The 24,235-nt window shown below is 30.0% G+C and carries 24 protein-coding genes and 1 riboswitch; of the genes, 23 read left to right on the plus strand and 1 reads right to left on the minus strand.

The window, feature by feature from the left end; all coding sequences use genetic code 11:
• The first annotated feature begins 155 nt into the window (after positions 1–155).
• The 23 genes from mscL to FYJ27_RS11980 all read left to right on the plus strand — a co-directional run bounded on the left by mscL (position 156) and on the right by FYJ27_RS11980 (position 22,699).
• Positions 156–590, plus strand: coding sequence for a large conductance mechanosensitive channel protein MscL (gene mscL / locus FYJ27_RS11870; protein WP_154485039.1), 435 nt, complete (start codon positions 156–158; stop codon positions 588–590).
• A 186-nt stretch (positions 591–776) separates the two neighbouring features.
• The gene (locus FYJ27_RS12820) at positions 777–2,009 is read left to right on the plus strand and encodes an L-cysteine desulfidase family protein (protein ID WP_154485040.1); all 1,233 of its coding nucleotides are present in this window, start codon (positions 777–779) and stop codon (positions 2,007–2,009) included.
• A 75-nt stretch (positions 2,010–2,084) separates the two neighbouring features.
• Positions 2,085–3,284: a patatin-like phospholipase family protein gene (locus FYJ27_RS11880; RefSeq protein ID WP_154485041.1), complete on the plus strand. Its 1,200-nt coding sequence runs from the start codon at positions 2,085–2,087 to the stop codon at positions 3,282–3,284.
• 88 nt (positions 3,285–3,372) lie between these two features.
• Positions 3,373–3,547, plus strand: a riboswitch (cobalamin riboswitch).
• A gap of 119 nt (positions 3,548–3,666) precedes the next feature.
• Complete coding sequence (locus FYJ27_RS11885) at positions 3,667–4,506, plus strand: cobyric acid synthase (RefSeq protein ID WP_154485042.1); 840 nt, start codon at positions 3,667–3,669, stop codon at positions 4,504–4,506.
• Positions 4,507–4,528: 22 nt separating this feature from the next.
• On the plus strand, positions 4,529–5,458 hold the full coding sequence (gene cbiB, locus FYJ27_RS11890; protein WP_154485043.1) for an adenosylcobinamide-phosphate synthase CbiB: 930 nt from the start codon (positions 4,529–4,531) through the stop codon (positions 5,456–5,458).
• Between the two features lie 15 nt (positions 5,459–5,473).
• The gene (locus FYJ27_RS11895; RefSeq protein WP_154485044.1) at positions 5,474–6,523 is read left to right on the plus strand and encodes a pyridoxal phosphate-dependent aminotransferase; all 1,050 of its coding nucleotides are present in this window, start codon (positions 5,474–5,476) and stop codon (positions 6,521–6,523) included.
• 1 nt (position 6,524) lies between these two features.
• On the plus strand, positions 6,525–7,838 hold the full coding sequence (locus tag FYJ27_RS11900; protein WP_154485045.1) for a cobyrinate a,c-diamide synthase: 1,314 nt from the start codon (positions 6,525–6,527) through the stop codon (positions 7,836–7,838).
• An 11-nt stretch (positions 7,839–7,849) separates the two neighbouring features.
• Positions 7,850–8,470 carry a precorrin-8X methylmutase gene (locus FYJ27_RS11905; RefSeq protein ID WP_154485046.1) on the plus strand — a complete coding sequence of 207 codons (621 nt, stop codon included), beginning with the start codon at positions 7,850–7,852 and terminating at the stop codon, positions 8,468–8,470.
• On the plus strand, positions 8,467–9,540 hold the full coding sequence (cbiD, locus tag FYJ27_RS11910; RefSeq protein ID WP_154485047.1) for a cobalt-precorrin-5B (C(1))-methyltransferase CbiD: 1,074 nt from the start codon (positions 8,467–8,469) through the stop codon (positions 9,538–9,540). The genes FYJ27_RS11905 and cbiD overlap by 4 nt, the downstream gene beginning before the upstream one ends.
• A complete protein-coding gene (gene cbiE, locus FYJ27_RS11915) occupies positions 9,537–10,133 on the plus strand; it encodes a precorrin-6y C5,15-methyltransferase (decarboxylating) subunit CbiE (RefSeq protein ID WP_154485048.1) in 597 nt (198 codons plus the stop codon). Before cbiD ends, cbiE begins: the two co-directional genes overlap by 4 nt.
• Positions 10,120–10,668: a precorrin-6Y C5,15-methyltransferase (decarboxylating) subunit CbiT gene (cbiT, locus tag FYJ27_RS11920; protein ID WP_154485049.1), complete on the plus strand. Its 549-nt coding sequence runs from the start codon at positions 10,120–10,122 to the stop codon at positions 10,666–10,668. Before cbiE ends, cbiT begins: the two co-directional genes overlap by 14 nt.
• On the plus strand, positions 10,665–11,330 hold the full coding sequence (gene cobI, locus FYJ27_RS11925) for a precorrin-2 C(20)-methyltransferase (RefSeq protein WP_154485050.1): 666 nt from the start codon (positions 10,665–10,667) through the stop codon (positions 11,328–11,330). Before cbiT ends, cobI begins: the two co-directional genes overlap by 4 nt.
• The gene (cobM, locus tag FYJ27_RS11930) at positions 11,323–12,078 is read left to right on the plus strand and encodes a precorrin-4 C(11)-methyltransferase (RefSeq protein WP_154485051.1); all 756 of its coding nucleotides are present in this window, start codon (positions 11,323–11,325) and stop codon (positions 12,076–12,078) included. Before cobI ends, cobM begins: the two co-directional genes overlap by 8 nt.
• Complete coding sequence (gene cbiG, locus FYJ27_RS11935; RefSeq protein WP_154485052.1) at positions 12,075–13,100, plus strand: cobalt-precorrin 5A hydrolase; 1,026 nt, start codon at positions 12,075–12,077, stop codon at positions 13,098–13,100. The genes cobM and cbiG overlap by 4 nt, the downstream gene beginning before the upstream one ends.
• Positions 13,093–13,812, plus strand: a complete 720-nt coding sequence (gene cobJ, locus FYJ27_RS11940) for a precorrin-3B C(17)-methyltransferase (protein ID WP_154485053.1) — start codon at positions 13,093–13,095, stop codon at positions 13,810–13,812. The genes cbiG and cobJ overlap by 8 nt, the downstream gene beginning before the upstream one ends.
• Complete coding sequence (cobK, locus tag FYJ27_RS11945) at positions 13,809–14,552, plus strand: precorrin-6A reductase (RefSeq protein ID WP_154485054.1); 744 nt, start codon at positions 13,809–13,811, stop codon at positions 14,550–14,552. Before cobJ ends, cobK begins: the two co-directional genes overlap by 4 nt.
• A gap of 2 nt (positions 14,553–14,554) precedes the next feature.
• Complete coding sequence (locus FYJ27_RS11950) at positions 14,555–14,824, plus strand: cysteine-rich small domain-containing protein (protein ID WP_154485055.1); 270 nt, start codon at positions 14,555–14,557, stop codon at positions 14,822–14,824.
• Positions 14,825–15,035: 211 nt separating this feature from the next.
• Positions 15,036–16,154: a TMEM165/GDT1 family protein gene (locus FYJ27_RS11955; RefSeq protein ID WP_154485056.1), complete on the plus strand. Its 1,119-nt coding sequence runs from the start codon at positions 15,036–15,038 to the stop codon at positions 16,152–16,154.
• A gap of 185 nt (positions 16,155–16,339) precedes the next feature.
• The gene (locus tag FYJ27_RS11960; protein ID WP_154485057.1) at positions 16,340–16,912 is read left to right on the plus strand and encodes a TetR/AcrR family transcriptional regulator; all 573 of its coding nucleotides are present in this window, start codon (positions 16,340–16,342) and stop codon (positions 16,910–16,912) included.
• An 18-nt stretch (positions 16,913–16,930) separates the two neighbouring features.
• Positions 16,931–19,039, plus strand: a complete 2,109-nt coding sequence (locus FYJ27_RS11965) for an efflux RND transporter permease subunit (RefSeq protein ID WP_154485058.1) — start codon at positions 16,931–16,933, stop codon at positions 19,037–19,039.
• Positions 19,026–21,209, plus strand: a complete 2,184-nt coding sequence (locus tag FYJ27_RS11970) for a YhgE/Pip domain-containing protein (protein ID WP_154485059.1) — start codon at positions 19,026–19,028, stop codon at positions 21,207–21,209. Before FYJ27_RS11965 ends, FYJ27_RS11970 begins: the two co-directional genes overlap by 14 nt.
• Before the next feature lie 169 nt (positions 21,210–21,378).
• A complete protein-coding gene (locus FYJ27_RS11975) occupies positions 21,379–21,906 on the plus strand; it encodes a peroxiredoxin (protein WP_154485060.1) in 528 nt (175 codons plus the stop codon).
• Positions 21,907–22,084: 178 nt separating this feature from the next.
• Positions 22,085–22,699, plus strand: coding sequence for an NUDIX hydrolase (locus tag FYJ27_RS11980; RefSeq protein ID WP_154485061.1), 615 nt, complete (start codon positions 22,085–22,087; stop codon positions 22,697–22,699).
• Positions 22,700–22,725: 26 nt separating this feature from the next.
• Here the strand turns inward: FYJ27_RS11980 and FYJ27_RS11985 are convergent, their stop codons facing one another.
• On the minus strand, positions 22,726–24,099 hold the full coding sequence (locus tag FYJ27_RS11985; protein ID WP_154485062.1) for an MATE family efflux transporter: 1,374 nt from the start codon (positions 24,097–24,099) through the stop codon (positions 22,726–22,728).
• Positions 24,100–24,235 lie beyond the last annotated feature (136 nt).

The following is a 24,235-nucleotide window of genomic DNA, read 5'->3' on the forward strand; positions in this document are numbered from 1 at the left end:
GATAGTGAAAGTCTTAGGGAAAATAGATAGTTTTAATGCGTTGTAACTATATTTAATATAGTGAGAGTATTAAAGAAATCTATATAGTACCTAAGAACCCCATCGGCTTTAGCCGTGGGAGTTTCAGTAGTAAGTTTTAAGATGGGAGAGATTATATGTTTAAGGAATTTAAGGAATTTGCAGTAAAAGGGAGCGTAATAGATTTAGCTATAGGTGTGATTATAGGTGGTGCTTTTGGAAAAATCGTATCGTCATTAGTTAATGATATTATTATGCCTATAATTGGAGGAATTATTGGAAAAGTTGATTTTTCAAACTTTTTTATAAGTCTTGATGGGACAAGGTATGCAACTTTGCAAGAAGCTAAAAGTGCAGGAGCAGCTACTATAAATTATGGAGTTTTTTTAAATGTAGTTATTGAGTTTTTAATAATTTCTTTTTCTCTTTTCTTAGTTATCAGACAGATTAATAAGTTAAGGAAGGATAAAGAACCTGAACCAGTAACTTCCAAGAAGTGCGAATTCTGTTTTTCAGAAATACCTATAGAAGCAACAAGATGTCCTCATTGTACTTCAAAGCTTGAAGGATAAAAATTATATTAGATGTGTTTTCATATAAAAGTTGGCTAAATAATATTATTTAGCCAACTTTTATATTTTATTTTTGTGAAAATAGCATTAAATAGATAGATATTACTGCTATAATATATATGGAGAAGACAAGAAAATTATATTTTAACTTGGTTAGGTCGAATAATATAAGGAGATGGTTTTGAAGTGTATGTCAACAAATTTGTTGAATTGTTAAATAAGGAGCTAAAAGAAGGTTTAGGCTGCACAGAAATTGCAAGTATTGGACTAGCTTGTGCAAAAGCTAGTGAATTAATAGATGAGGAAGTGGAAAAATTAGATTTAGTTATAGATATTGGGTTATTTAAAAATGCCCATGGTGTTACAATACCAAATACAGATAAATACGGAATAAAGCTAGCTGCTAGTTTAGGGGCTATTCTTAAAAATTCACAAAAAGAATTAACCCTTTTCCAAGATATAGATAGAAAAATAATTAACAAAGCAGAAAATTTGATAATTAAAGAAAAAGTAAATGTAGATGTAAAATATATAAATAAATTTTACATAGATGTTAAAGTATATGGAAAAGACGAATGGGCAGAAGTGTTGGTAATTGATAGTTATCAAAATATTGTGAAAATCATTAAAGATGATAAGGTTATATTTTATAAACAAGAAAAAGCAAAAGAAGAAATAATAGATATAACTAAGGTAACAATTAATGAAATTATAGAAGAAATAGAAAAAATACCTATAGAGGAATTAGATTTTATTAGAGAAGCTATTGAGATGAATCTGTCACTTGCTGAAAAGGGTATCAATAAAAAGCTAGATAGGGGTGTAGCATTTGGCCTTAATAGTTTAATGGAAAAGGGTGTAGTAAAAGATGATTTAATTAATAAAGTTTGTTTATACACAACAGCTGCTTCGGATGCTAGAATGGCTGGTTTAGGAAGTAGTACTATGACATTGATGGGGAGTGGAAATAAAGGTATTCAAGCTATAGTTCCAGTAGCTATGACAGGAAAGTTTAAGAATGTAGAGGAAGAAAAAATAATAAGAGGAGTGGCTATATCTTGTTTAATTACAATATATATAAGACAATGGGTGAGTATAGTATCTCCATTATGTGGAACTTCATTAGCAGCAATAGGTGCTAGTGCAGGAATTACTTATATATTGGGCGGGCCAATAAAGAACATAGAGGGATCAATTAAGAACATGTGCGGAGGAGTTACAGGAATAATATGTGATGAAGTAAAGGAAGGATGTAGTTTAAAAATTAGAACAAATACTGAGAATGCTCTTATGTCGGCATATCTTTCTATGGAGGATATAGTATCAATAACTAAAGATAATATTATTGAAGATAGAGTAGAGGATATTATTAAAAGTTTGAGTCTAACAAGTTTATTAAGGGCAAGAAAAAATCAATGAGGATATTCAAAACAATATTGACAAAAAATAGACACTACTTTATTTTAAAATATAAAATTATAAGAGGGTGATTTAATGTATGGATTAGTATTGGAAGGTGGAGGAGCAAAAGGAGCTTATCATATTGGAGCATATAAAGCAATAAAGGATATGAATATAGAAATTGGAGGGGTAGCAGGTACATCGGTGGGAGCTTTAAATGGTGCTGCAATAGCTCAAGATGATTTTGAAAAAGCTTATGAACTTTGGTATAATATGTGTTATTCGAAGGTAATGAATGCTGATGACATTGAAATGAAAAAGCTAAAAAAAGGTAAATTAACTAAGGAAGATATAAAGTCTTTAAGTGAAAGGATAAAGGGAGTAATAAATGAAAAAGGTATAGATGTAACTCCCTTGAAAGATCTTTTGTTTGAATTAGTAGATGAAGATAAAATAAGGAATTCAGGCAAAGATTTTGGAATAGTTACAGTTTCTCTTACAGATTTAAAGCCTTTAGAGTTATATATTGAAGATATTCCAGAAGGAAAATTAGTTGAATATTTGCTTGCTAGTGCATATTTCCCTGCATTTAAAAAAGAAAAAATTAATGGTAAAATGTATATAGATGGAGGCATATATAATAATCTTCCTATAAATCTTTTATCTAATAAAGGATATAAAGATATAATAGCTATAAGAACTCATGGGCCTGGAAGACTAAAGAAAAATGATAACAGTGGCCTAAATATAATCTACATATCTCCCAATGATGATTTAGGTAAAACATTAGATTTTGATGGAGAAGTAGCTAGGAAAAATTTAAAACTAGGTTATTATGATGGACTAAAAGCATTAAAAGGTCTTAAAGGATATAAATACTATATTGAATCTAAAAAAGATGAAGATTATTTTATAGATATATTCCTAAATACAGAAGAGAATAAAATTATTGAAATAGGAGAGATACTCGGTATTGGGGATATACCTTATAGGAGAGCGTTATTTGAGCATATAATTCCAAGGATAAGTGATGTTTTAGGTCTGAAAAAAGAAAATACTTATGAGGAAATAGCTATTAGTTTTCTTGAAGAACTTGCCATTATTTACAATATAGAAAGATTTAAGGTATACAATTATGATGACTTTCTTAATATAGTTAAAAAAGAACATAGAAATAGAGAATTAGAAGAGAAGAATATTTTCTATAAGATAGTTAATAAAGTGGATTTTCTCTCTGTTTTCAATAGAGAAGATATAATAAAAAGGGTAGCAGATATAATTTTTAGGATATAGAGAATAAATTTACTTAGTAAAGTGATTATGCAACAATTTATATTTGACACAAAAATATAAAAAATGATATTATATAATAGATAATGGAAAATAAAATAGATACTGAGGTGCCTTTAATGGTTAAAAGGGAAAGTGGTGAAAGCCCACTACAGCCCCCGCTACTGTAAACGGTGACAAATTCCACAATCCACTAGCTCTTGGCTGGGAAGGAGGAAGGAGGTTGAACCGTAAGTCAGGAAACCTGCCTAAGTTGAAAGCATTCTTTCGGAGGGAAAGAAAGTGCTTGTTTATCTAGTTCATAAACTGGGGAAATATTGAACTTTTTTATAAAACAAGAGGACTTCGAGAGAAGTTCTCTTTTATTTTTTTTGGAGGTGAAAATATGGCAACAATTATGGTACAAGGAACAACTTCTTCAGCAGGTAAAAGTATGTTATGTACTGCTTTATGTAGAATATTTAAGGAAGATGAATATAGTGTTTTTCCTTTTAAATCGCAAAATATGTCTTCTAAATCATATATTACTTCAGAGGGTTTAGAGATAAGCACTGCCCAAGTATTACAAGCTTTTGCAGCTCAACTTGAACCAAGTCCAAATATGAATCCTATACTTCTAAAGCCTACGAGTGATAGGAAAAGTCAAGTATTTATAAAAGGTAAGTTATATGAAAATATGGGTGCCGTAGAGTATTTTAAATTTAAAAATAGTTTAAAATCTATGATTAAAGAAACTTTTGATGAAGCTGAAAGCCAATATGACATAGTGGTTATAGAAGGTGCAGGAAGTCCAGCAGAAATAAATTTAAAGCAAAACGATATTGTGAATATGGGAATGGCTGAAATGGCAGATGCACCTGTATTATTAGTAGCTGATATAGATAGGGGAGGAGTTTTTGCTTCTTTATATGGAACAGTAATGTTATTAGAAGAAGAAGAGAGAAAAAGGGTTAAAGGATTAGTCATTAATAAATTTAGAGGAGATAAATCTCTTTTAGAGCCAGGAATTCAAATGATAGAAGAGCTATTGGATATTCCAGTAGTTGGAACTATACCATATGTGCATTTAGAATTAGAAGATGAAGATAGTCTTTCGGACTATGAAAAAGAATGTAATAATAAAAAACAAGATGATAGTGAAAAAGAAGAAGAAATACGGAAATTAGCCCGCATAGTTAGAGAAAATATAGATATGGATTATATCTATTCATTGCTTAATAAATAATCAAATAATGTAGGTGAAATAAATGTTAGACATTGTAATAGCAGTTATTTTAGACTTTTTAATAGGGGATCCTTATAGTTTTCCACATCCAGTTAAACTCATGGGAAATATAATTTCAGTTGAAGATAAATTTGTAAGAAAAATATTTAAAAGTAAAAAAGGCCTAAAAACAGCCGGCTTTTTAATAGCTTTTATCAACATAACTATGGCTTTTTTTCTTCCTTTTATACTATTAAAATCCATAAGAAAATACAAGATTATATACCATATTATAAACATCTATTTAATATATACATGTATTGCTGCAAAATGTCTTCATAAAGAAGCTATGAAGGTTTACCATGCCTTTAACAATGGTATAGAGGATGCTAGGGAAAAACTTTCTTATATTGTAGGAAGAGATACAAAAAGCTTAAGTAAAGAAGAGATTATAAAAGCAGATATAGAAACCATAGCAGAAAATACTTCTGATGGAGTTATAGCCCCATTATTTTATATATTTATTTTAGGAGCTCCTGGAGGATTAATGTATAAGATGGTAAATACTATGGATTCTATGCTAGGGTATATGAATGAAAAATATATAGACTTAGGCTGTTTTCCAGCAAGAATAGATGATGTATTTAACTATATACCTGCAAGATTGTCAGGAATACTCATGTGTGTTTCTTCTATATTTAAATATGATGTAGTGAATGGATTTAAAATAATGTTAAGGGATAGGAAAAATCATAAAAGCCCTAATAGTGCTTATCCAGAAGGGGCTGTAGCAGGACTCTTAAATATACAGCTTGGAGGAAGTAGTTATTATTTTGGAAAATTAGTAGAAAAGCCAACTATTGGAGATAAAAATAAAATTATAGAAAAAGAAGATATAAAAAGTACTATTGATATTATGTACAGAGGAGAACTACTTTTGTTATTTATATATATGATCATTGGCTTTATGTAAAAAGGTGGGAAAAAGATGAAACATGGTGGAGATTTAATTAGTTATGCTGATTATTATCAAGGAGAACTTATAGATTTTAGCAGTAATATTAATCCCTTAGGTCCTCCTGAAGGGTTGAAGAGAGAACTTATAAATTCTTTTAATACCCTTATAAGTTATCCAGACATTCAATATAGATATCTTAGAAAAGCTATATCAGAGTATTTAAAGTGTAACATAGAAAATGTAATTGTAGGAAATGGAGCAGTTGAAATAATAAATAATATAATTCACTTGTTTAAAAGGGTGATTATATTTATTCCTTCTTTTTCGGAATATGAAGATAGGGCGAGAGTATTTGGTAAAGAAGTTTTGAAACTAAATTATTTAGAAGATTTTTCTTTAGATTTAGAGAATCTTGAAGAAAATATGATGGAAGGAGATCTATTAGTTTTAGGCAATCCTAATAATCCTACTGGACTTAGAATTGAAATTGATGAATTAAAGAAAGCTTATAAAATAGTAAGAGCAAAAGGTGGATTTTTACTATTAGATGAAGCGTTTTTTGAGTTTTGTCCAGAGGATTATGATAGTATAGACATTTTTAGTGATGAAGATTTTAAAGGAGTAGGAATTATAAGGGCAGCAACTAAATTTTTTGCATTGCCAGGAATAAGATTGGGATATGCTTGTACTTCTAAAGATATGGTAGAAGAGTATAAGAAAATAGAATTACCTTGGAGTGTAAATGCACTGGCTGATTGTGCAGGGAGATATATATTTAATTGTAAAGATTATATAGATAAAAGTAAAAGATATATAGAAGCTGAAAGAAAATTCTTGTTAGAAGAGCTTTCAAAAATAGAAGGAATAAAACTATATACTACTCATACCAATTATATACTTATAAAGCTCTTAAATTGGGATGAAGAATTTGTTTTCCACAAGTTTCTTAAAGATGGATTAGTTGTAAGAAAATGTTCGAGTTTTGATGGCTTAGACAAAAGTTATATTAGAGTTGCTATTAAGGATAGAGATAAAAACTTAAGGCTTATAAAATCCTTTAAAGAATTGGAGAGGTTATAATATGAAGATGTTAATGATAACAGCCCCTTCTAGTGGTAGTGGAAAAACCTTAATAACTTTAGGACTTATTAGGGCATTAAAGAAAAGAAAAATTGATGTATGTGGTTATAAAACAGGGCCAGATTATATAGATACAAGTTTTTTAGGAAAGGCATCAGGAAAAAGACCGGGAAATTTAGATATTCATTTAATGGGAGTAGATGGAATAAAATCGGCTATTGCTATGGGCGATGGAGAATATGGAATCATAGAAGGTGCCATGGGATATTTTGATGGAATATATAATACTTTTGAAAACTCATCTTTCGACATATCAAAAAAATTAGATGTAAATGCTGTATTGGTTTATACTCCTGGTGGAGAAATGTTTTCTGTAATTCCCAAGATAAAAGGAATGGTAGATTTTGAAGGCTCTAAAATTAAAGGAGTTATTTTAAATAAAGTAACGAAAGCTATGTATATATTACTTAAAGAGCAAATAGAAAAATATGTGGGGATAAAGGTTTTAGGTTTTGTAGAAAAAGATAGTGAATTAGATATAGAAAGCAGACATTTAGGTCTAATCCAAACAGAAGAATTAGAAAATATTGAGGACATTATAGAAAAGGCCTCTATTCATATAGAAAAAAGTGTAGATATAGATGAGATTATGAAACTTATGAAGGTTGTAGAAGTTCCTAAATTTATTTATCCAAGAAAAAGAGATATTACAGTAGCCGTAGCTTATGACAAAGCATTTTCATTTTACTATATAGAAAACTTGAAGCTTCTTGAAAACACATGTAATGTAGTGTACTTTTCTCCTCTTAAAGATAAGGAATTGCCATCATGTGATTTATTGTATCTAGGTGGAGGATATCCAGAAGTGTTTAAAGATGAGCTTTCAAAAAATAAGAGTATGTTGAAATCTATAAAAACTTTTGCAGAAGATGGTGGATATATTTATGGGGAATGTGGAGGTTTTATGTACCTTGTAAGGGATATTGAAGGCAGTGAAATGTGCAATATATTTAAAGGTAGTAGCACTATGACCAATAGACTTCAAAGGTTTGGCTATATAAATATAGAGCTTTTAAAAGATTGTATGTTAGGTGAAAAGGGCGATATTTTAAATGCTAATGAATTTCATAAATCTATTACAAATATAGATGGTGAAGAAATATATCGTATAAAAAAACCTATAGGAAAGAGGAGTTGGAGTTGTGGATATGAATATAAAAATGTTTTAGCAGGATATCCTCATATACATTTTTTTAGCAATATGAAGGCATTCAATTATTTATTGGACAATGTAGAAAACAATATGGAAAGGTAGGTAATAATAGAATGTATATAAAAAAACCTATGGAAATAGAAAACAAGAGTATGGACATTATAGAAGATGTAATGGGTGATACCAACTTTTCTCCTGAAGAGAAAATAGTTGTTAAAAGAATGATCCATACTACAGGAGATTTTGATTATAGAAATATAGTAGAGTTTAAAGGAGATTTTTTAAACAATGCTATATCTGCAATTAAAAGTGGAGGAACTATATATACAGATACTAAAATGGCTTATTCAGGTATAAATAAAACTGCACTGTCTAAAACAGGTTGTGAATTAAAATATTTTATAGATGATGAAAGAGCTAAAAAACTTTCAAAAGAATTAGGAACAACTAGATCTGCTTGCGCAATAGATTTAGCAGTATCTGAAGGAATAGATATGTTTGTTATAGGAAATGCTCCTACTGCATTGTTTAGGATTTTAGAACTTGTTGATGCTGGTAAGACAGATCCTAAATTTGTTATAGGGGTTCCAGTAGGATTTGTAGGAGCTAAAGAATCGAGAGAAGAACTGAGAAAATATAACATACCTTCCATATCTACTGTGGGAACAAAAGGGGGTAGCAATGTAGCAGCTTCAATTGTAAATGCTCTTTTATACATGGTGGTGGGAAGATGAATGATGGAGAGATGTATGTCATAAAAGAAGGAAAAAGATTAAGATGTGGTTATACTACAGGAAGTTGTGCTGCTGGAGCGGCTAAAGGAGCAGCCCAACTTCTTGAAGGAAAAAAACCATCTTTTGTGGAAATAGATACACCGGCTGGCATAAGATTGAAGCTTGAATTAAAGAATTTAAAAATAGAAAGTGGATGGGCCTCTTGTTGCATTGTAAAGGATGGAGGAGATGATCCAGATGCAACTGATGGCATGGATATATGTGCTAAAGTTAGAAAAAGAAAAGATGGAAAAGTTGTTATAGATGGAGGAGAAGGTATAGGGAGAATAAAAAGAAAAGGATTATTTGGTGAAATAGGCTCGGCAGCTATAAATCCTGTACCAAGAAAAATGATAAAAAAAGAGATTAGGAAAGTATCAGACTCTGGATATGATGTAGTTATATATGCACCTATGGGAAGGGAAATTGCTAAAAAAACTTACAATAAAAATATAGGAGTAGAAGACGGTATTTCTATTATAGGTACCAAAGGTATAGTATATCCTATGTCAGAAGAGGCTCTTATAAAAACTATATACCTTGAAGCTGACGCAGTTATGGAAAGAGAAGGAAGAGATAATATAATTTTAGTGCCAGGAAATTATGGAGAAAAAATAGCAGATTCTCTTAAACTTAAAGGCGGCAAAGTTAAAATTTCAAATTATATAGGAGATAGTATTCTTTATATGTATAATAAGGGTTTTAAATCTATGACTTTAATAGGACATATAGGTAAATTTGCTAAACTATCTATAGGAGTATTTAATACTCATAGCAAAGTTTGTGATGGAAGAATGGAGGCTTTCATATATTATTTAGCACTAAGAGGTGCAAATATGAAAGTTATGGAAAAGATAAGTAATGCAATAACAGCAGAAGAAGCTTTAAATATTTGTCTAGAAGAAGGTTATGAGGAAGTAATTTATGACATGGAAAGAGGATGTGAAGAAAGAATAAAAAAATATTTAAAAGACGAGGATTATGATGTAGAGGTAATTATATACTCTATGGAAAGAGGTGTATTTATTTGATAACGGTAGCTGGAATAGGACCAGGAAATCCAAAATTAGTTACAGGTGAAGTAAAAGAAGCTATAGAAAAAACTGAAACTGTAATAGCTTTTGGGAGAGTCTCACGTTCACTTGGGAATCTAAGAAAAGACTATATAGAAATTAAAAGTGTAAGCGAGGTATTAGATATTTTAGATAGGAAAGAAAATGTACTAATATTGGCTTCTGGAGATCCTTGTTTCTATGGTATATTAGAGTATTTAAAGAAGAAATGCATAGAGGTGGACAATGTACTTCCAGGAATATCTTCTTTCCAGTATATGATGGGAAAGCTTAAGAAAAGTTGGCAATATGCAAATTTTTTATCTCTCCATGGTAGAGACGAAGGTTTAGATAATGTAAAAAATAATCCTCTTACAATAATCCTTACAGACAAAAATAATACTCCATCAAAGATATCGAAAGCTTTAAATAGTCTAGGTGTTAAAGGTAAAATATATGCAGGATTTAATTTATCCTATGATGATGAAAAAATTGTATTGGCTGATATTGGAGATGATATAGAAGATATATCCCCTTTGGCAGTGGTGGTGATAGAGAATGAAATGGATTAAAGATGAAAAGTTTATAAGGGGAAATATCCCTATGACTAAATTTGATATAAGAGCTTTAACTATTGTACTTCTTTCTATAGAAGAAGGAGATATACTATTAGATATAGGAGCTGGTACAGGCTCTATATCTATAGAAGGAGCTCTTCAAGGTGCAGAAGTTTGGGCAGTAGAGAAAGAAGAAGAGGGCATAGAATTAATAAAAAAGAATAGTGAAAAGTTTAAAGTAGATATAAAAATAATTGAAGGACAGGCTCCAGATAGTATTCCCCATATAAAGTTTAATAAATGCTTTATTGGTGGAAGTGGTGGAAAATTAGAAGATATATTTGATTATCTTGAAAAATATTTAGAAAGAGAAGGCATAGTTTGTGCTAATTTTGTTACTTTAAAGAATTTAAATCAGTTTATAGAACTTTTAGAGAAATATAATTATAAAGACATAGAGGCAAGACTTGTTCAAACGGCTAAAATAAGTAGTGTAGGTCTTATGAAGGGAAATAATCCAATATTCTTAGTAAAAGGAGTGAAGAGATGAAGAAATTATTTGGTATAGGAACGGGCCCAGGAAATAAAGAATATCTAACATTGAAAGCAGTAAGAGTTATGGAGGAAGCAGATATAATATTTGCTCCTAATAATAATGGAAAGAATATGGCTTTAGATACAGCTAAAGATTTTATCCAGGGAAAAAGAATAGTTCTAATAGATTTTCCTATGGGAAAGGTTAAAAAAGAAGATTATGAGAATGCAGCAGAAATAATAAAAAAAGAAATACCAGAAGGAAAATCGGGAGCTTTTCTAACTATTGGAGATCCTATGGTATATAGTACTTTTATATATTTAATGGAAAATATAGAAGAAATGGGAGTGGAAGTAGAGGTAGTTCCAGGTATAACTTCTTTTTTAGCAGGAGCTTCAAAATCAAAAAACCCTATTACTGTAAAAGGGGATAAGTTTTTATTACTTGATGAAATGAAAGATGAAGAAATATTAGAAAAGGTTGATTCAGTGTGTATTTTAAAAACTACAAAAAATAAGGAATCTATTATAGACACTTTTGAAAAGAAGAATTTTTCATATACTTATGTTAAAAGATGTAGTCTTAAAGAAGAGCAGATATTGATGGATAAGGAAGATATATTAGAAGATGAGGATTATATTTCATTTATATTTGGAAGGAGAGAGAAAGATGATTAGTTTTGTAGGAGCAGGTCCTGGAGATGTGGATTTAATAACTATTAAAGGAAGAAAACTTTTAGAAGAAGCAGATATTGTTATATATGCAGGAAGCTTGGTATCGAAAGAACATCTAAATTTTTGTAAAGAAGAATGTCAATTTTACAACAGCGCTTCTATGACTTTAGAAGAGGTAATAGATGTGATGGAGGATGGACTAGATAAAGGATTGAAAGTAGTCAGACTTCATACAGGTGATCCTACTATCTATGGTGCTATAAGGGAGCAGATGGATATTTTAGATGAAAAGAAGATTTCCTATGAAGTAATACCAGGTGTTAGCTCTTTTACTGCTGCTTGTTCAGCTATAAAAAAAGAATTTACTCTTCCAGAAGTTAGCCAAACAGTCATACTTACTAGAATAGAAGGCAGAACTAGTGTACCGGAAAATGAAGATCTAGAAAAATTGGCTTCCTATGGTGCTTCTATGGCTATATTCCTTTCAGTCCAACAAATAGATAATGTAGTGGATAAATTAAAAAGGGGATATGGAAGAGAAGATGTACCAATTGCAGTAGTATATAAAGCCACTTGGGAAGATGAAAAAATTGTAATAGGGACTTTGAAAAATATTGGAGAAAAAGTCAAAAAAGAAGGAATTACAAAAACGGCTCAAATACTTGTAGGGGATTTTATATCAGGAGATTATGAAAGATCTAAACTTTATGATCCAGGATTTACTCATGAATATAGGAAGGCTTCTAAATGAAAGTAGCTTGTTTATCCTTTACAGACAATGGTAGAAAAATTGGAGGGAAGTTATCTGGTTTTAAATCGAATAACGGTGTTGAAATCCATCATTATATAAATCATGAAATCAAGGGCGGAATTAAGAACATTTTTAAAGATATTGTAAAAGAATATGATGGTATAGTTTTCATATCTGCTACTGGAATAGCAGTAAGAATGATGGCACCATATATAGTAGATAAAACTGTAGATCCAGCAATAGTGGTGGTAGATGATTTAGGGAGATTTTCTATAAGTCTATTGTCAGGGCATATAGGTGGAGGAAATTTTTTATGTAAATGGATAGCTGATATATTAAAAGCAAAGCCAATTATAACTACAGCTTCAGATAGTAGAGGTATAGAAGCTATAGATGTATTTGCTATGAAAATGGGATATTTAATGGAAGATATGGAATCTGTAAAAGATATTACAGCTATGATGGTAAATGGTAAAAAGATTGGTTTCTATTCTGATATGAAAGAAATTATTTATTATGACAATATACTAGCTATAGATAGTTTAGATGAAATAGAAGATTTAAAAGATGAAATAGATGGACTTATATTGGTTACTTCTACTCAAAATATAGCTTTAGAAATACCTCATACTATTTTAAGGCCTAAAAATTTAAATATTGGTATAGGGTGTAGAAAAGGAGTGGAAGGAGAAAGAATAATTAAAGCAATATTAGAAACTTTAGATAGAAACAATCTTTCGAAGAATTCTATAAAATCTATAGGAACAGTAGAAATAAAAAAAGATGAAGTTGGAATTATAGAAGCTAGTAAGTATTTTGACTGTCCTATGAATATTTTTACCATAAGAGAGATAGAGAAAGTGGAAAAAATGTTTGAAAAAAGTTCTTTTGTAAAGAAGACTATAGGAGTATCTTCTGTAAGTGAGCCTTGTGCCTATCTTTCAGGAGGTCAAATAATTGTTAAAAAGACTAAATGTAATGGAATTACGATAGCGATTTCAAGGGAGGTAAATTATGGCTAAATTATATGTAGTAGGAATAGGTCCAGGTGGAAGAGAGGATATGACATTTAGGGCTGTGAATGCTGTAAAAAATTCTCAGGTAATAGTAGGATATACCCCTTATATTGAATATTTAGAAGAGCTTGTAGAAGGAAAGGAAATAATATCTACAGGAATGAAAGGAGAATTAGAAAGATGTAAGGCAGCTATTGAATCTGTAAAGAACGGAAAAGATACTGCTATTGTAAGTACAGGAGATGCTGGCCTTTACGGTATGGCAGGTCCAATTTTAGAGATGGCAACCGATATAGATGTAGAAATAGTACCAGGAGTTACAGCAGCTTTTTCCGCAGCAGGAGAATTAGGTTCTCCTATTATGCATGATTTTTGTTCCATTAGTCTAAGTGACCTTTTAACACCTTGGGAGTTAATTGAAAAAAGGATTGAAAAGGCATCTGAAGCAGACTTTGTTATAACTATATATAATCCTAGAAGTAGAGGAAGAAAAAAACATATAGAGAAAGCAGTAGAAATAATGCTTAAACATAAATTACCTTCAACACCTGTTGGGATTGTTAAAAACTCTGGAAGAAGTGGACAAGAACAATTTATAACTACTTTAGATGATATAGATTATGAAAGAATAGACATGCTATCTGTATTAATAGTAGGAAATAGCAAGACTTACGTAGAAAACGGTCATATGATAACTCCTAGGGGGTATAATCTTTGATATGGATAATAGGAGGGACTAGTGAAGCTAGACGTCTTGTAAATAAAATAGAAGATATAGAAGATTTTGTAATAACAAGTGCAACAGAAAGTGAAAGACAGTTTATAGATTCTCCTAAATTAATAATAGGAAGAATGAATTTAGATGAAATGCTTGAATTTGTTGAAGATAAAAATATAGAGTTTATAGTGGATTTGTCTCATCCCTATGCAAAAATAGTAAGTAAAAATGCAAAAAAGGTTTCTGATATGAAAAATATAAAATATATTAGGTATATTAGAAGTCAAACAGAGATACCTTCTTGGGCAGTGTATCTAAAAAGCTATGATGAATGTATATCTTATTTGAAAAACATATCAGGAACTGTATTTTTTACTACAGGCTCTAAAAATATAGGAGACTTTGAAAAAGTAAGAGGACAAAATAGATTTATATACAGGATATTGCCAGCATTAGAAAGTATAGAAGAATGTAGGAAATATAATGTACACATGAAGGATATTGTAGCTATGCTAGGACCATTTTCTACTAATTTTAATAAAAGTATATTCCATGAATACGATGCAGATTATGTAGTTATGAAAGATAGTGGAAAAAGTGGAGGAACATTGGAGCGAATAAATGCTTGTAAAGAGTTAGGAATAACTCCAATAGTAATTGGAAGAACTGAAGAAAGTGGGATAGAAAATTTAGAAGATATAGAAAAATTAATCAGAAAATATAGTAGGAGAGGAGAATAGTTATGGAAAATTCATATAAATTTTATAGAAATATTGCTTGTAAGTATTTTCCATGTCATAAGGTGAAAAATGAAGAAGAGTTTAGTTGTTTATTTTGTTACTGTCCTCTTTATTTTTTAGAGGAATGTGGAGGAAATCATCAAAATTATAAAGGTATTAAAGATTGTACAAACTGTCTTATTCCTCATTCACCAAAGGGATATGAATATATAAATAATAAGATAATGGAAGTAAATAAAGAAAGAATGGCTAAAGCTGTTGAAGATAAGTAGTATATAGTATATAATGTATGATAATAAAAATTTTAACTAAGAGGGAGTAGCTGCAATATACTTTGCAAATAGGGTCAACATGCTGGTATAAATACCTGGTCCTATTTACTCTTTATTAAAAAGAGGAGCGAGACTTTTAGTTTAATAGGGAATACTAAGCCTTATTAAACTAAAAGTCTTTTTTTATGAAGGAGAAAAGGAGGAGAATTACTTGTTAACAGAATTGTTAAGATCATTTTTTCTTATATTTGCTGCTGAAATGGGGGATAAAACTCAAATTATAGCTATGACTTTTGCTACTCAGTATAAGGTGAGGGAGGTATTACTTGGAGTACTATTGGGAGTTTTTTTAAACCATGGCATGGCAATTATTTTAGGAAGGTATCTTTCTAAATTGATTCCATTGGATTTAGTCCAGATTATAGCTGGGGCATTATTTGTCATATTTGGTATATTAGCTTTAAGAAGTGAGGAAGATGAAGAAAATCATTTTGATAAAAAAAGTTTTGGGCCTATAATTACTGTAGCACTAGCATTTTTTGTAGGGGAATTAGGAGATAAAACTCAACTTACTGCAATGACTTTAGCTGCGGAAGGAAATTATACTATATTTATTTTATTTGGTACTACTTTAGGAATGATAGCTACAAGTGGTTTGGGAATTTTTGTTGGAAGTAAAATAGGTGAGAAAATACCAGATATTTTAATTAAAGTTATTTCATCTTTGGTTTTTCTAACATTTGGTACTTTAAAGTTATTTCAAATGTTGCCGCAAAGATATTTAACCTATACGAATATAATAATTTACTTTATTGTAATATCTATAATAGTATTTGTATTAGTTAGAAAGTTATTATGTTTGAGAAGAATTGGACAGAAGTCAGTTATGAAGGAAGTAGCTGCTACATTGTATATACAGACTCAGGAGCTTAAAGAAGCTGTAGATAATATATGTTTAGGAGAAAAAATATGTGGCTCTTGTATAGGAGGAAAATGTATTATAGGACTTACAAAAAATATATTGGATGAAGCTAGAAGAAAAGAAAACTATTATTTAGATGGGGAAATAGATTTTTATAAACTTAAAAACAAGAACTTTAATATTGATAAAGCAATAGATGCATTATGCTTAATAATAGAAGACTATAACAAGTATGGAATAGAGCCTGATGAAAAGTTTGTAGTAAATGAAGCAAGGAAGGGGGTAGAGTTAATAATTTTTGATAAATATATACCTTTTAATAAAGACGTACATGATTATCTGGAAAATATAGAAAATGAAAATAAAGATATTGGATATATAATCAAGAAAAGAGTTTTTTCTCATTAGAATATGAGAAAAAACTCTTTTAAAAAATAATATTAAGAAAACCTTTTCTGAACGGCATTGAGAAATAATTAAAAAAACTTAATAAAAAAAGGGATAAAAAAGTTGACCAACGGTCATTATAGTATTATAATAATAAATAATGACCGTTGGTCATTATTTATTATTGAAAGGTGGTATGCGGCTAAATGTCAAAAATACAAAAGAATAAAAAAGAAAAAGAGAGTTCTCTTTATGCTGCCGCCTATGATTTATTTACTACAAAAGGCATTCATAATACAGCAATTAGTGACATAGTAAAAAAAGCAGGAGTAGCCAAAGGAACTTTTTATCTTTACTTTAAGGATAAATATGATGTGTTAGATAAAATAATCCTGGATAAAAGTGCTGAAATCTTAAGTTTGGCTATTAACAAAACTAATTTGACAGAATTTCCAAACTTTGAAGAGAAACTTTTTCACTTTATAGATTGTATTATAGAATACTTAAAAGAAAATAAATTGTTGTTAAAGTTGATTTACAAAAATCTTTCTTGGGGGGTTATTAAAAAAGCATATAAAGACTATGAAGAAATAAATGAGATATTTTATATGTTTGAAGAAGGCTTTCAAGATTTAGATAAGGAGGAGGTAGAAAAAGTACTTTTTATGATCATAGAGATAACGGGCTCTGTTTGTTATAGTTGTATTGTACTTAATGAGCCTACAGATATAGATAATATGAAGCCTATACTCTTTAAAACTATAAAGAAAATAATATAAAATATGGGAGATGATTCAATGAACAAATTTGGACATTTTATAGCAAAACATAGAAAACTAGTCTTGCTTATTGCAACGTTCTTACTTTTGCCATCCTTTTATGGCATGGCTAAGACAAAGATAAATTATGATATTTTAACCTATTTACCAAACAAATTGGAATCTGTAAAAGGACAGGAAATATTAAATGATGTATTTGAAAATTCATCTACGTCTTTTCTTGTTATAGAGAATATGGAAGAAAAACATGTAGTAAAAATTAAAGATAAAATATCTGGTATAGAAGGTGTAGAAAAGGTTATATGGGTAGATGATTTTGTAGATACTGCTATACCTAAAGAAGCATTGCCAGAAGAGTTAAAAGATATATTCTACAGAGAAAACTCTACTTTATTAATGATTCAATTTGGCAATGAGTCTTCATCAGATATTACCCAAAATGCTATAACTGAAATAAGAGGAGTATTAAATAAGCAATGTTTCTTAAGTGGAATGGCTGCAGTACTTAAAGATACAGTGGAATTAGCTGATAAACAAACACCAATATATGTAGGATTAGCAGTTGCATTGGCTGTATTGGTATTGGCCTTAACATTAGAATCAACAGTAGTACCTTTTATAATACTTATAAGCATTGGTTATTCCATAATGTACAACTTTGGAACCAATATTATATTTGGACAAATATCCTATATAACTAAATCATTGGCTGCAGTACTACAATTAGGGGTTACGATGGATTATTCTATATTTTTGCTTCATAGATTTGAAGAAGAAAGTAGAAAAATAGATGATAAAAATCAAGCTATGGCTAATGCTATTGAAAAAACTGCAGCTTCTATAATGGGAAGTTCTTTAACTACTATAGCAGGTTTTTTAGCAATAGCATTTATGGAACTTACTATAGGAAAAGATATTGGTCTTGTAATGGCTAAGGGAGTCTTTCTAGGGGTTATATCAGTTTTAACAGTATTGCCAGCATTAATGCTAGTGTTTGATAAGGTAATTCATAGATTTAGTCATAAGACATTACTTCCAGAGTTTAATGGATTGTCTAAACTTGTAACTAAGCATTATAAATTGTTTATTATAATAGCTTTACTGATATTCTTACCTGCATTTTATGGTGAGAGAAACAATGAAGTATATTACAACTTAGATGAGTCTTTACCAAGGGATATGGATTCTATAGTAGGATTTTCTAAATTAAAAAATGAGTACAACATGATGACTACTCATATGATTTTAGTGCCTAGTGATATGCCAAGCTATAAAATAAAAAGCATGGTAGATGATATTGAAAAGCTAGAAGGTATAGAAAAAGTTATAAGTTATGATAAATTTGTTGGACCAGGTATTCCAGATAATTTCATTCCAAAAGAAGTAAAAGATAAATTTGAACAGGGAGGATATAAATTAATTCTTGTAAACTCTAGTTTTAAAGCAGCAACAGATGAGGAAAATACTCAAGTAGCTGCTGTCCATGAAATAACTAAGAAATATGATAGTAGAACTTTAGTTACAGGTGAAGGAGTATTGACAAAAGACTTAGTTAATATTGCCGATGAAGACTTTAAACGTGTAAATGTTATATCTATATTGGCTGTATTCTTCATTATACTTTTAGTATTTACATCTATATCTATTCCATTGCTTCTAGTATTGGTAATAGAGCTAGCTATATTTATAAACATGGCAATACCTTACTATATGAATAACTCGATACCTTTTATTTCATCTATAGTTATTGGTTCAATTCAACTAGGGGCTACAGTTGACTATGCTATACTTCTAACAACTAGATTTAGAGAAGAAATAAGAAATGGTTATAATAAATTTGAAGCTATGGAAATATCAGTACGAGAATCTTCTAAATCTATATTTACTAGTGGATTAACTTTCTTTGGTTCTACAGTTGGAGTAGCAGTTATTTCAGATATGGAAATAGTAAAAAGTTTGAGTGGCATGATAGCTAGAGGAGCCTTAATAAGTACAGGAGTTATTCTATTTATACTACCAGGAGTGTTGTTGGTAAGTGAAGGGTTTATAAGAAAAACATCTAAAAATTGGGGTAAAGGTACTGTTGATACAGCAGAGAAAGGAAGGATAATATATGAAAATAAATAGTAAAGTTATAAAAATACTAAGCTTAGCAATAGTTGTTGCTATGATAATACCTAGTTTTTCCTTTGCAAGTGGCAAAGTGTCAAAAGAAGAAACTGTTTATGTAAATTTAGATGAGAAAGGAGCTCCTATAGAAAAAACATCTAGTATATGGCTTCATTCAGATACATCTTTAGGGAAAGTTAGAGATAAAAGTACCTTAAAAGAAATAAAGAATGTAAAAGGCGAAGAAGAACCAAAGATAGATGGAGATAAAATAGTATGGGAAACTGACGAGAAAGATATATTCTATCAAGGAAAAACTAATAAAGATTTACCAGTAGATGTAGAAGTTAAATATTATTTAAATGAAAAAGAAGTGGAACCTAAAGATATAGCAGGTAAATCAGGAAGAGTTAAAATAAAGTTAGAAGTTAAAAATAAAGATAGTCATGTTGTAAGTATGAAAAATGGAAAACAAAAGACATTATATACTCCTTTTGTTACAGTAGCAGTAATGAATATGCCATTAGATAAATTTAAAAATGTAAATATAAATAGTGGAAAATTAATTTCTGATGGTAACAACCAAGTAATAACTTATATATCATTACCAGGAATAAAGGAAAGTTTAGATTTAGATAAAGATACATTAGATATTCCAAACTTCTTAGAAGTAGAAGCAGATGTTACAGATTTTGAGATGAGTCCAATAGTTATTACAACCACTAGTGAGATTCCAGAAATAGATGATATAAGTAGTGCAGAGGATTTAGATGAATTAATAGATGGAATAGAAAAAATTAAAGAAGCTAGTGAAAAATTAAGTGAAGCTACAGGTAAACTTTATGAAGGACAAATAAGCTTAAGTGGTGGTATAGATGAGTTTGTAAATGGAGTAGGAAAAGTAAATACTGGAGCTAATGATTTAAGAGATGGAACAAAACAACTAAAAGATGGAGTAGATGCTTCATATAAGGGAAGTCAAGAAATAAGCAAGGGAGCAGGAGCTTTAGCTCAAGGTGCTAATGAATTAGGAAAAGGAACTCAAAAATTGGAAGATGGTACTAAAAAGAATCGTCAAGGAGCAAATCAACTGTCAAATGGCCTTAGTCAATTAGATGAAAAAGTAAAGGGCATGCCTGAACAAACCGAAAAATTGGATAATGGTATGAAAGGTGTAGTAGATAATACAGCTAAAATTCAAAAAGGTCAAGAAGACTTAACAAATGGTTTAGGGGAGGCTATTAAGGGTTTAGAAAAAATTAAAGCAGGAAAAGAAAAAGAGTTAAAAGTAATAGAAATATTATTAAATGGAATGGATAGTTTAGATGCAGGAGTAAAAGAACTTAAAAAAGTACCAGGAGCTTCAGTTATTGCAGAAAAGATCGGGGAAGGTTTACAAAAACAAAGAATGGCACTAGAAGGGTTAAAAGATTCTAGCAATCAACTTATAGTTGGTGCTGAAGAGGTAGAAAAAGGTATAAAACAAGCTCAAGCAGCTTCAGTACAATTAAGTACTGGATTAGGAAAAGTAAATGAAGGACAAAAACAAATATCAGGGGGAATTAGTCAACTTAACGCTGGAAGTAAGGAATTGAGTAATGCTACTGGTAAACTTAATAAAGGTGGAAAAGATTTAGCTAAAGGAGCAAATGATTTAAATGCAGGTGCAAGTAAGGCAAATGATGGTACAAAACAACTTTCAAATGGTTCAAAAGAATTATCAACTGGAGCAGGTAAGTTAACTAATGGCTTGGGTCAATTAGATAATGGTGCAGGTCAACTTTATACTGGAGCAGATGCTCTTTCAAAAGGAACTGGTGAACTTTCAAATGGTGGTATGAAACTGAAAGATGGTTCTGATCAGTTGAAGAATGGTGCAAAAGAGTTAGATGAAGGAATGAATAAATTCCACAAAGAAGGAATTTCTGAAATTAGCAAAAGAATAGATGAAAGTGATTTAGATATAGATACAATAATGGACACTAAAGATGAGCTTATCAACTTATCAAAAGAATATAATAGCTTTACAGGTGCTAGTGAGGAAATGGAAAGCAGTGTTAAGTTTGTTATGAAGACCGAACAAATTAAAGGAGAAGAAGAAAAAGAAGAATTAGATATTGAAAATAAAGAAGAAGGAAAAAGTGGATTTATTAATTGGCTTAAAAATTTGTTTAAAAAAGAGAAATAAATAATTAATTTTAATAGTCTTAACCGAGTGTTTTAAAGGGTTAAGGCTATTTTTTATATAAAAAAATTATGAAATTGATTATCATATAATAATTTTGTTTAAAACATATTATATATGGGAATATATATAATAACATTAAAATAAAGAAAAATTAGGAGGTAAATATATTATGGAAAGATTAGTAGGAATGGATTCACCGGATTTTAAAATGAATGCTGTTACAGGTGATGGTGAAGAGTTTATCACTGTTAGTCTAGATGATTATAAAGGAAAATGGCTTGTAATGTTCTTTTATCCAGCAGATTTTACATTTGTTTGTCCAACTGAAATAACAGGTTATAGTGATAGATATGAGGATTTTAAAGAAGTTGGAGCAGAAGTTTTAGCGGTAAGTGTAGATAGTGAACATTCACATAAGGCATGGATAAAGGGAGATTTAGGAAAAGTTAAATTCCCTATTGCTTCAGATATGACTAAGAAGGTAGCTAAGGATTTTGGTATTTTAATTGAAGAGGATGGTGTAGCTCTTAGAGGATTATTTATAATAGATCCTGAAGGAGTAGTTCGCTATTCTGTTGTACATGATCTTAATGTTGGCAGAAGTGTAGATGAAACATTAAGAGTTTTGAAAGCTTTACAAACTGGTGGACTTTGCCCGGTAGATTGGGATGAAGGAGAAGATTTATTAGAAGGATAGATCCATTGAATAATAATAATTGTAGAATTAAAACTAAGCGGTCAGTTTTGACCGCTTAGTTTTATTGAGATTTTAAAATTATAATTATATTGATATATAAGTAAAACTTATATATACTTAAACTTAGGAATATTATAGTAGGACTATATGAAAATATTAATTAGAGGTGTACTAATTAATGAAATTAGAGAAAATCAAACAAAAGTTTGAATATAGAAGGTCTAAACCATTAGATATAATGTATAATTATGGAGTCTTAGTTCCAATTATAGAAAGAAATGGACAATTAGAATTAATTTATGAGGTGAGGGCTAAGAACTTAAAAAGACAACCAGGAGAGATTTCTTTCCCAGGGGGAAGAGTAGAATATGGTGAGACTTTTAAGGAAGCTGCTATAAGAGAAACTTGTGAAGAGCTTAATATAAGAGCTAAGAATATCAATGTTATAGGTGAGTTAGATTATTTGGTCTCTCATGCAAATATTTCCATATATCCTTTTTTAGGAGTTTTAGAAAATATGAAGTCTGAATGTATCGATTATAGCAGAGATGAAGTTGATCATATTTTTACTGTACCAATTAACTTTTTTATGGAAACAGAACCTAAAGTTCATTATATAGATTTAGAAGCTGTTATTGGGGAAGATTTTCCTTATGATAAGATTCCAAATGGCAAAGGCTATTATTGGGATAAAGGTAAGTATTCAGTTTATTTTTATGAATATAATGATTATATTATATGGGGAATGACTGCAAAGATTACTAAAAACTTTATAGATATAATTAAAAGCTAATATAAGTGGAGAACTTATATTAGCTTTTAATTTTCATTTATTCTAGGGTTTTGATTAGTCGATTCTTTTCCCAAGTGTTTTAAGTCTTTAATAAGAAATTGGGCTGTAATTATAGAGGCAATTACATCTGACACAGGTCCGGCTAACCAAACTCCAGTTAATTGGAAAAACTTTGGAAGTATTATTAAAGCTGGTATAAGGACTAATACTTGTCTTGATAGACTTAGAAACATAGCCTGTTTTGGTTTACCTATAGCTTGAAAATAATTAGAACTTACAATTTGAAATCCTATTATAGGCAACATAGATAGATTAATTCTCATAGCTCTAGAAGCCACCTGTATTAACTCCTTTTCATTTTTACCAAATAAACCTATTAGTTTTTCAGGAATTGTTTGAGTAAATATAAATCCTATAGTTACTATGATTGTTGCAAATAGAACAGCCAGTTTTAAAGTTTCTTTTACTCTATCATATTTTTTCGCACCATAGTTATATCCTATAATAGGTTGAGCTCCTTGGTTAATTCCAAATATAGGCATAAGCACTAACATGGTAATACTATTTATAACTGCCATACTAGATGTAGCTATATCTCCTCCGTAGTTTTTAAGATTATTATTTAAAAGAACAGTTACCATACTTGCTGCAATTTGCATACTAAATGGAGCTAATCCAATAGAGATTATTTCTTTTATTATAGATTTTTTTAATTTCAAATTTTCACCTTTTAATTTAAGGAGACCTTTGCCTTTGAAAAAGTAACTTAAAACCCATATACTAGAAGCTCCTTGAGATATAATAGTTGCAAGGGCAGCTCCTTTGATTCCCATATTAAATATGAATATAAATATAGGGTCTAAAATAGTATTTAATATGGCACCTATAAGCATAGTCCCCATGGCCATTTTAGGATTTCCTTCTCCTCTAATAAAGTTATTTAGTCCAAATCCTATGGCTTGGAGTGGTGCTCCAAGTAAAATGATTTTCATATAATCTACAGAATAAGGAAGAATCGTTTCACTAGCACCAAAAGCTTTTAGAAGTGGTTCTAAAGTTAAGAGGCCTAGTATACCAACACCTAGGGAAATTAAAAGTAATAAAGTGAATGAATTTCCAAGGATTTTTTCAGCTTCTTCTTCTTTTTTTTGTCCTAGCTTTATAGAAACTAATGCATTTCCTCCAAGTCCAATAAGCATTCCAAAGGCCATAAGTATTAAAGAAATAGGATATCCTACAAATATTCCTGCAATACCTAAACTACCTACCCCTTTACCGATAAAAATTCTATCCACAATATTATAGAGGGCATTCACTAACATACCTATAATGGCAGGAATAGAGAATTCTATGAGCAATTTTCCAATATTTTTTTCACCAAGTTGTTTTGAACGATTCATATTATTCCTCCTTGTACAATATAGTTATAATCAAATTACAGTTTTCCACTGTAATAATTATCAATTTCTTAGATACTAATATAGTCTTCTTTTCTAATCATTAAATACATTTCTTTGGCTTCTTATCTTAGCCATA

The organism is Anaerosalibacter bizertensis (genome assembly GCF_009696605.1).
In the GTDB taxonomy this organism is placed as follows: Bacteria; Bacillota; Clostridia; order Tissierellales; family Sporanaerobacteraceae; genus Anaerosalibacter; species Anaerosalibacter bizertensis.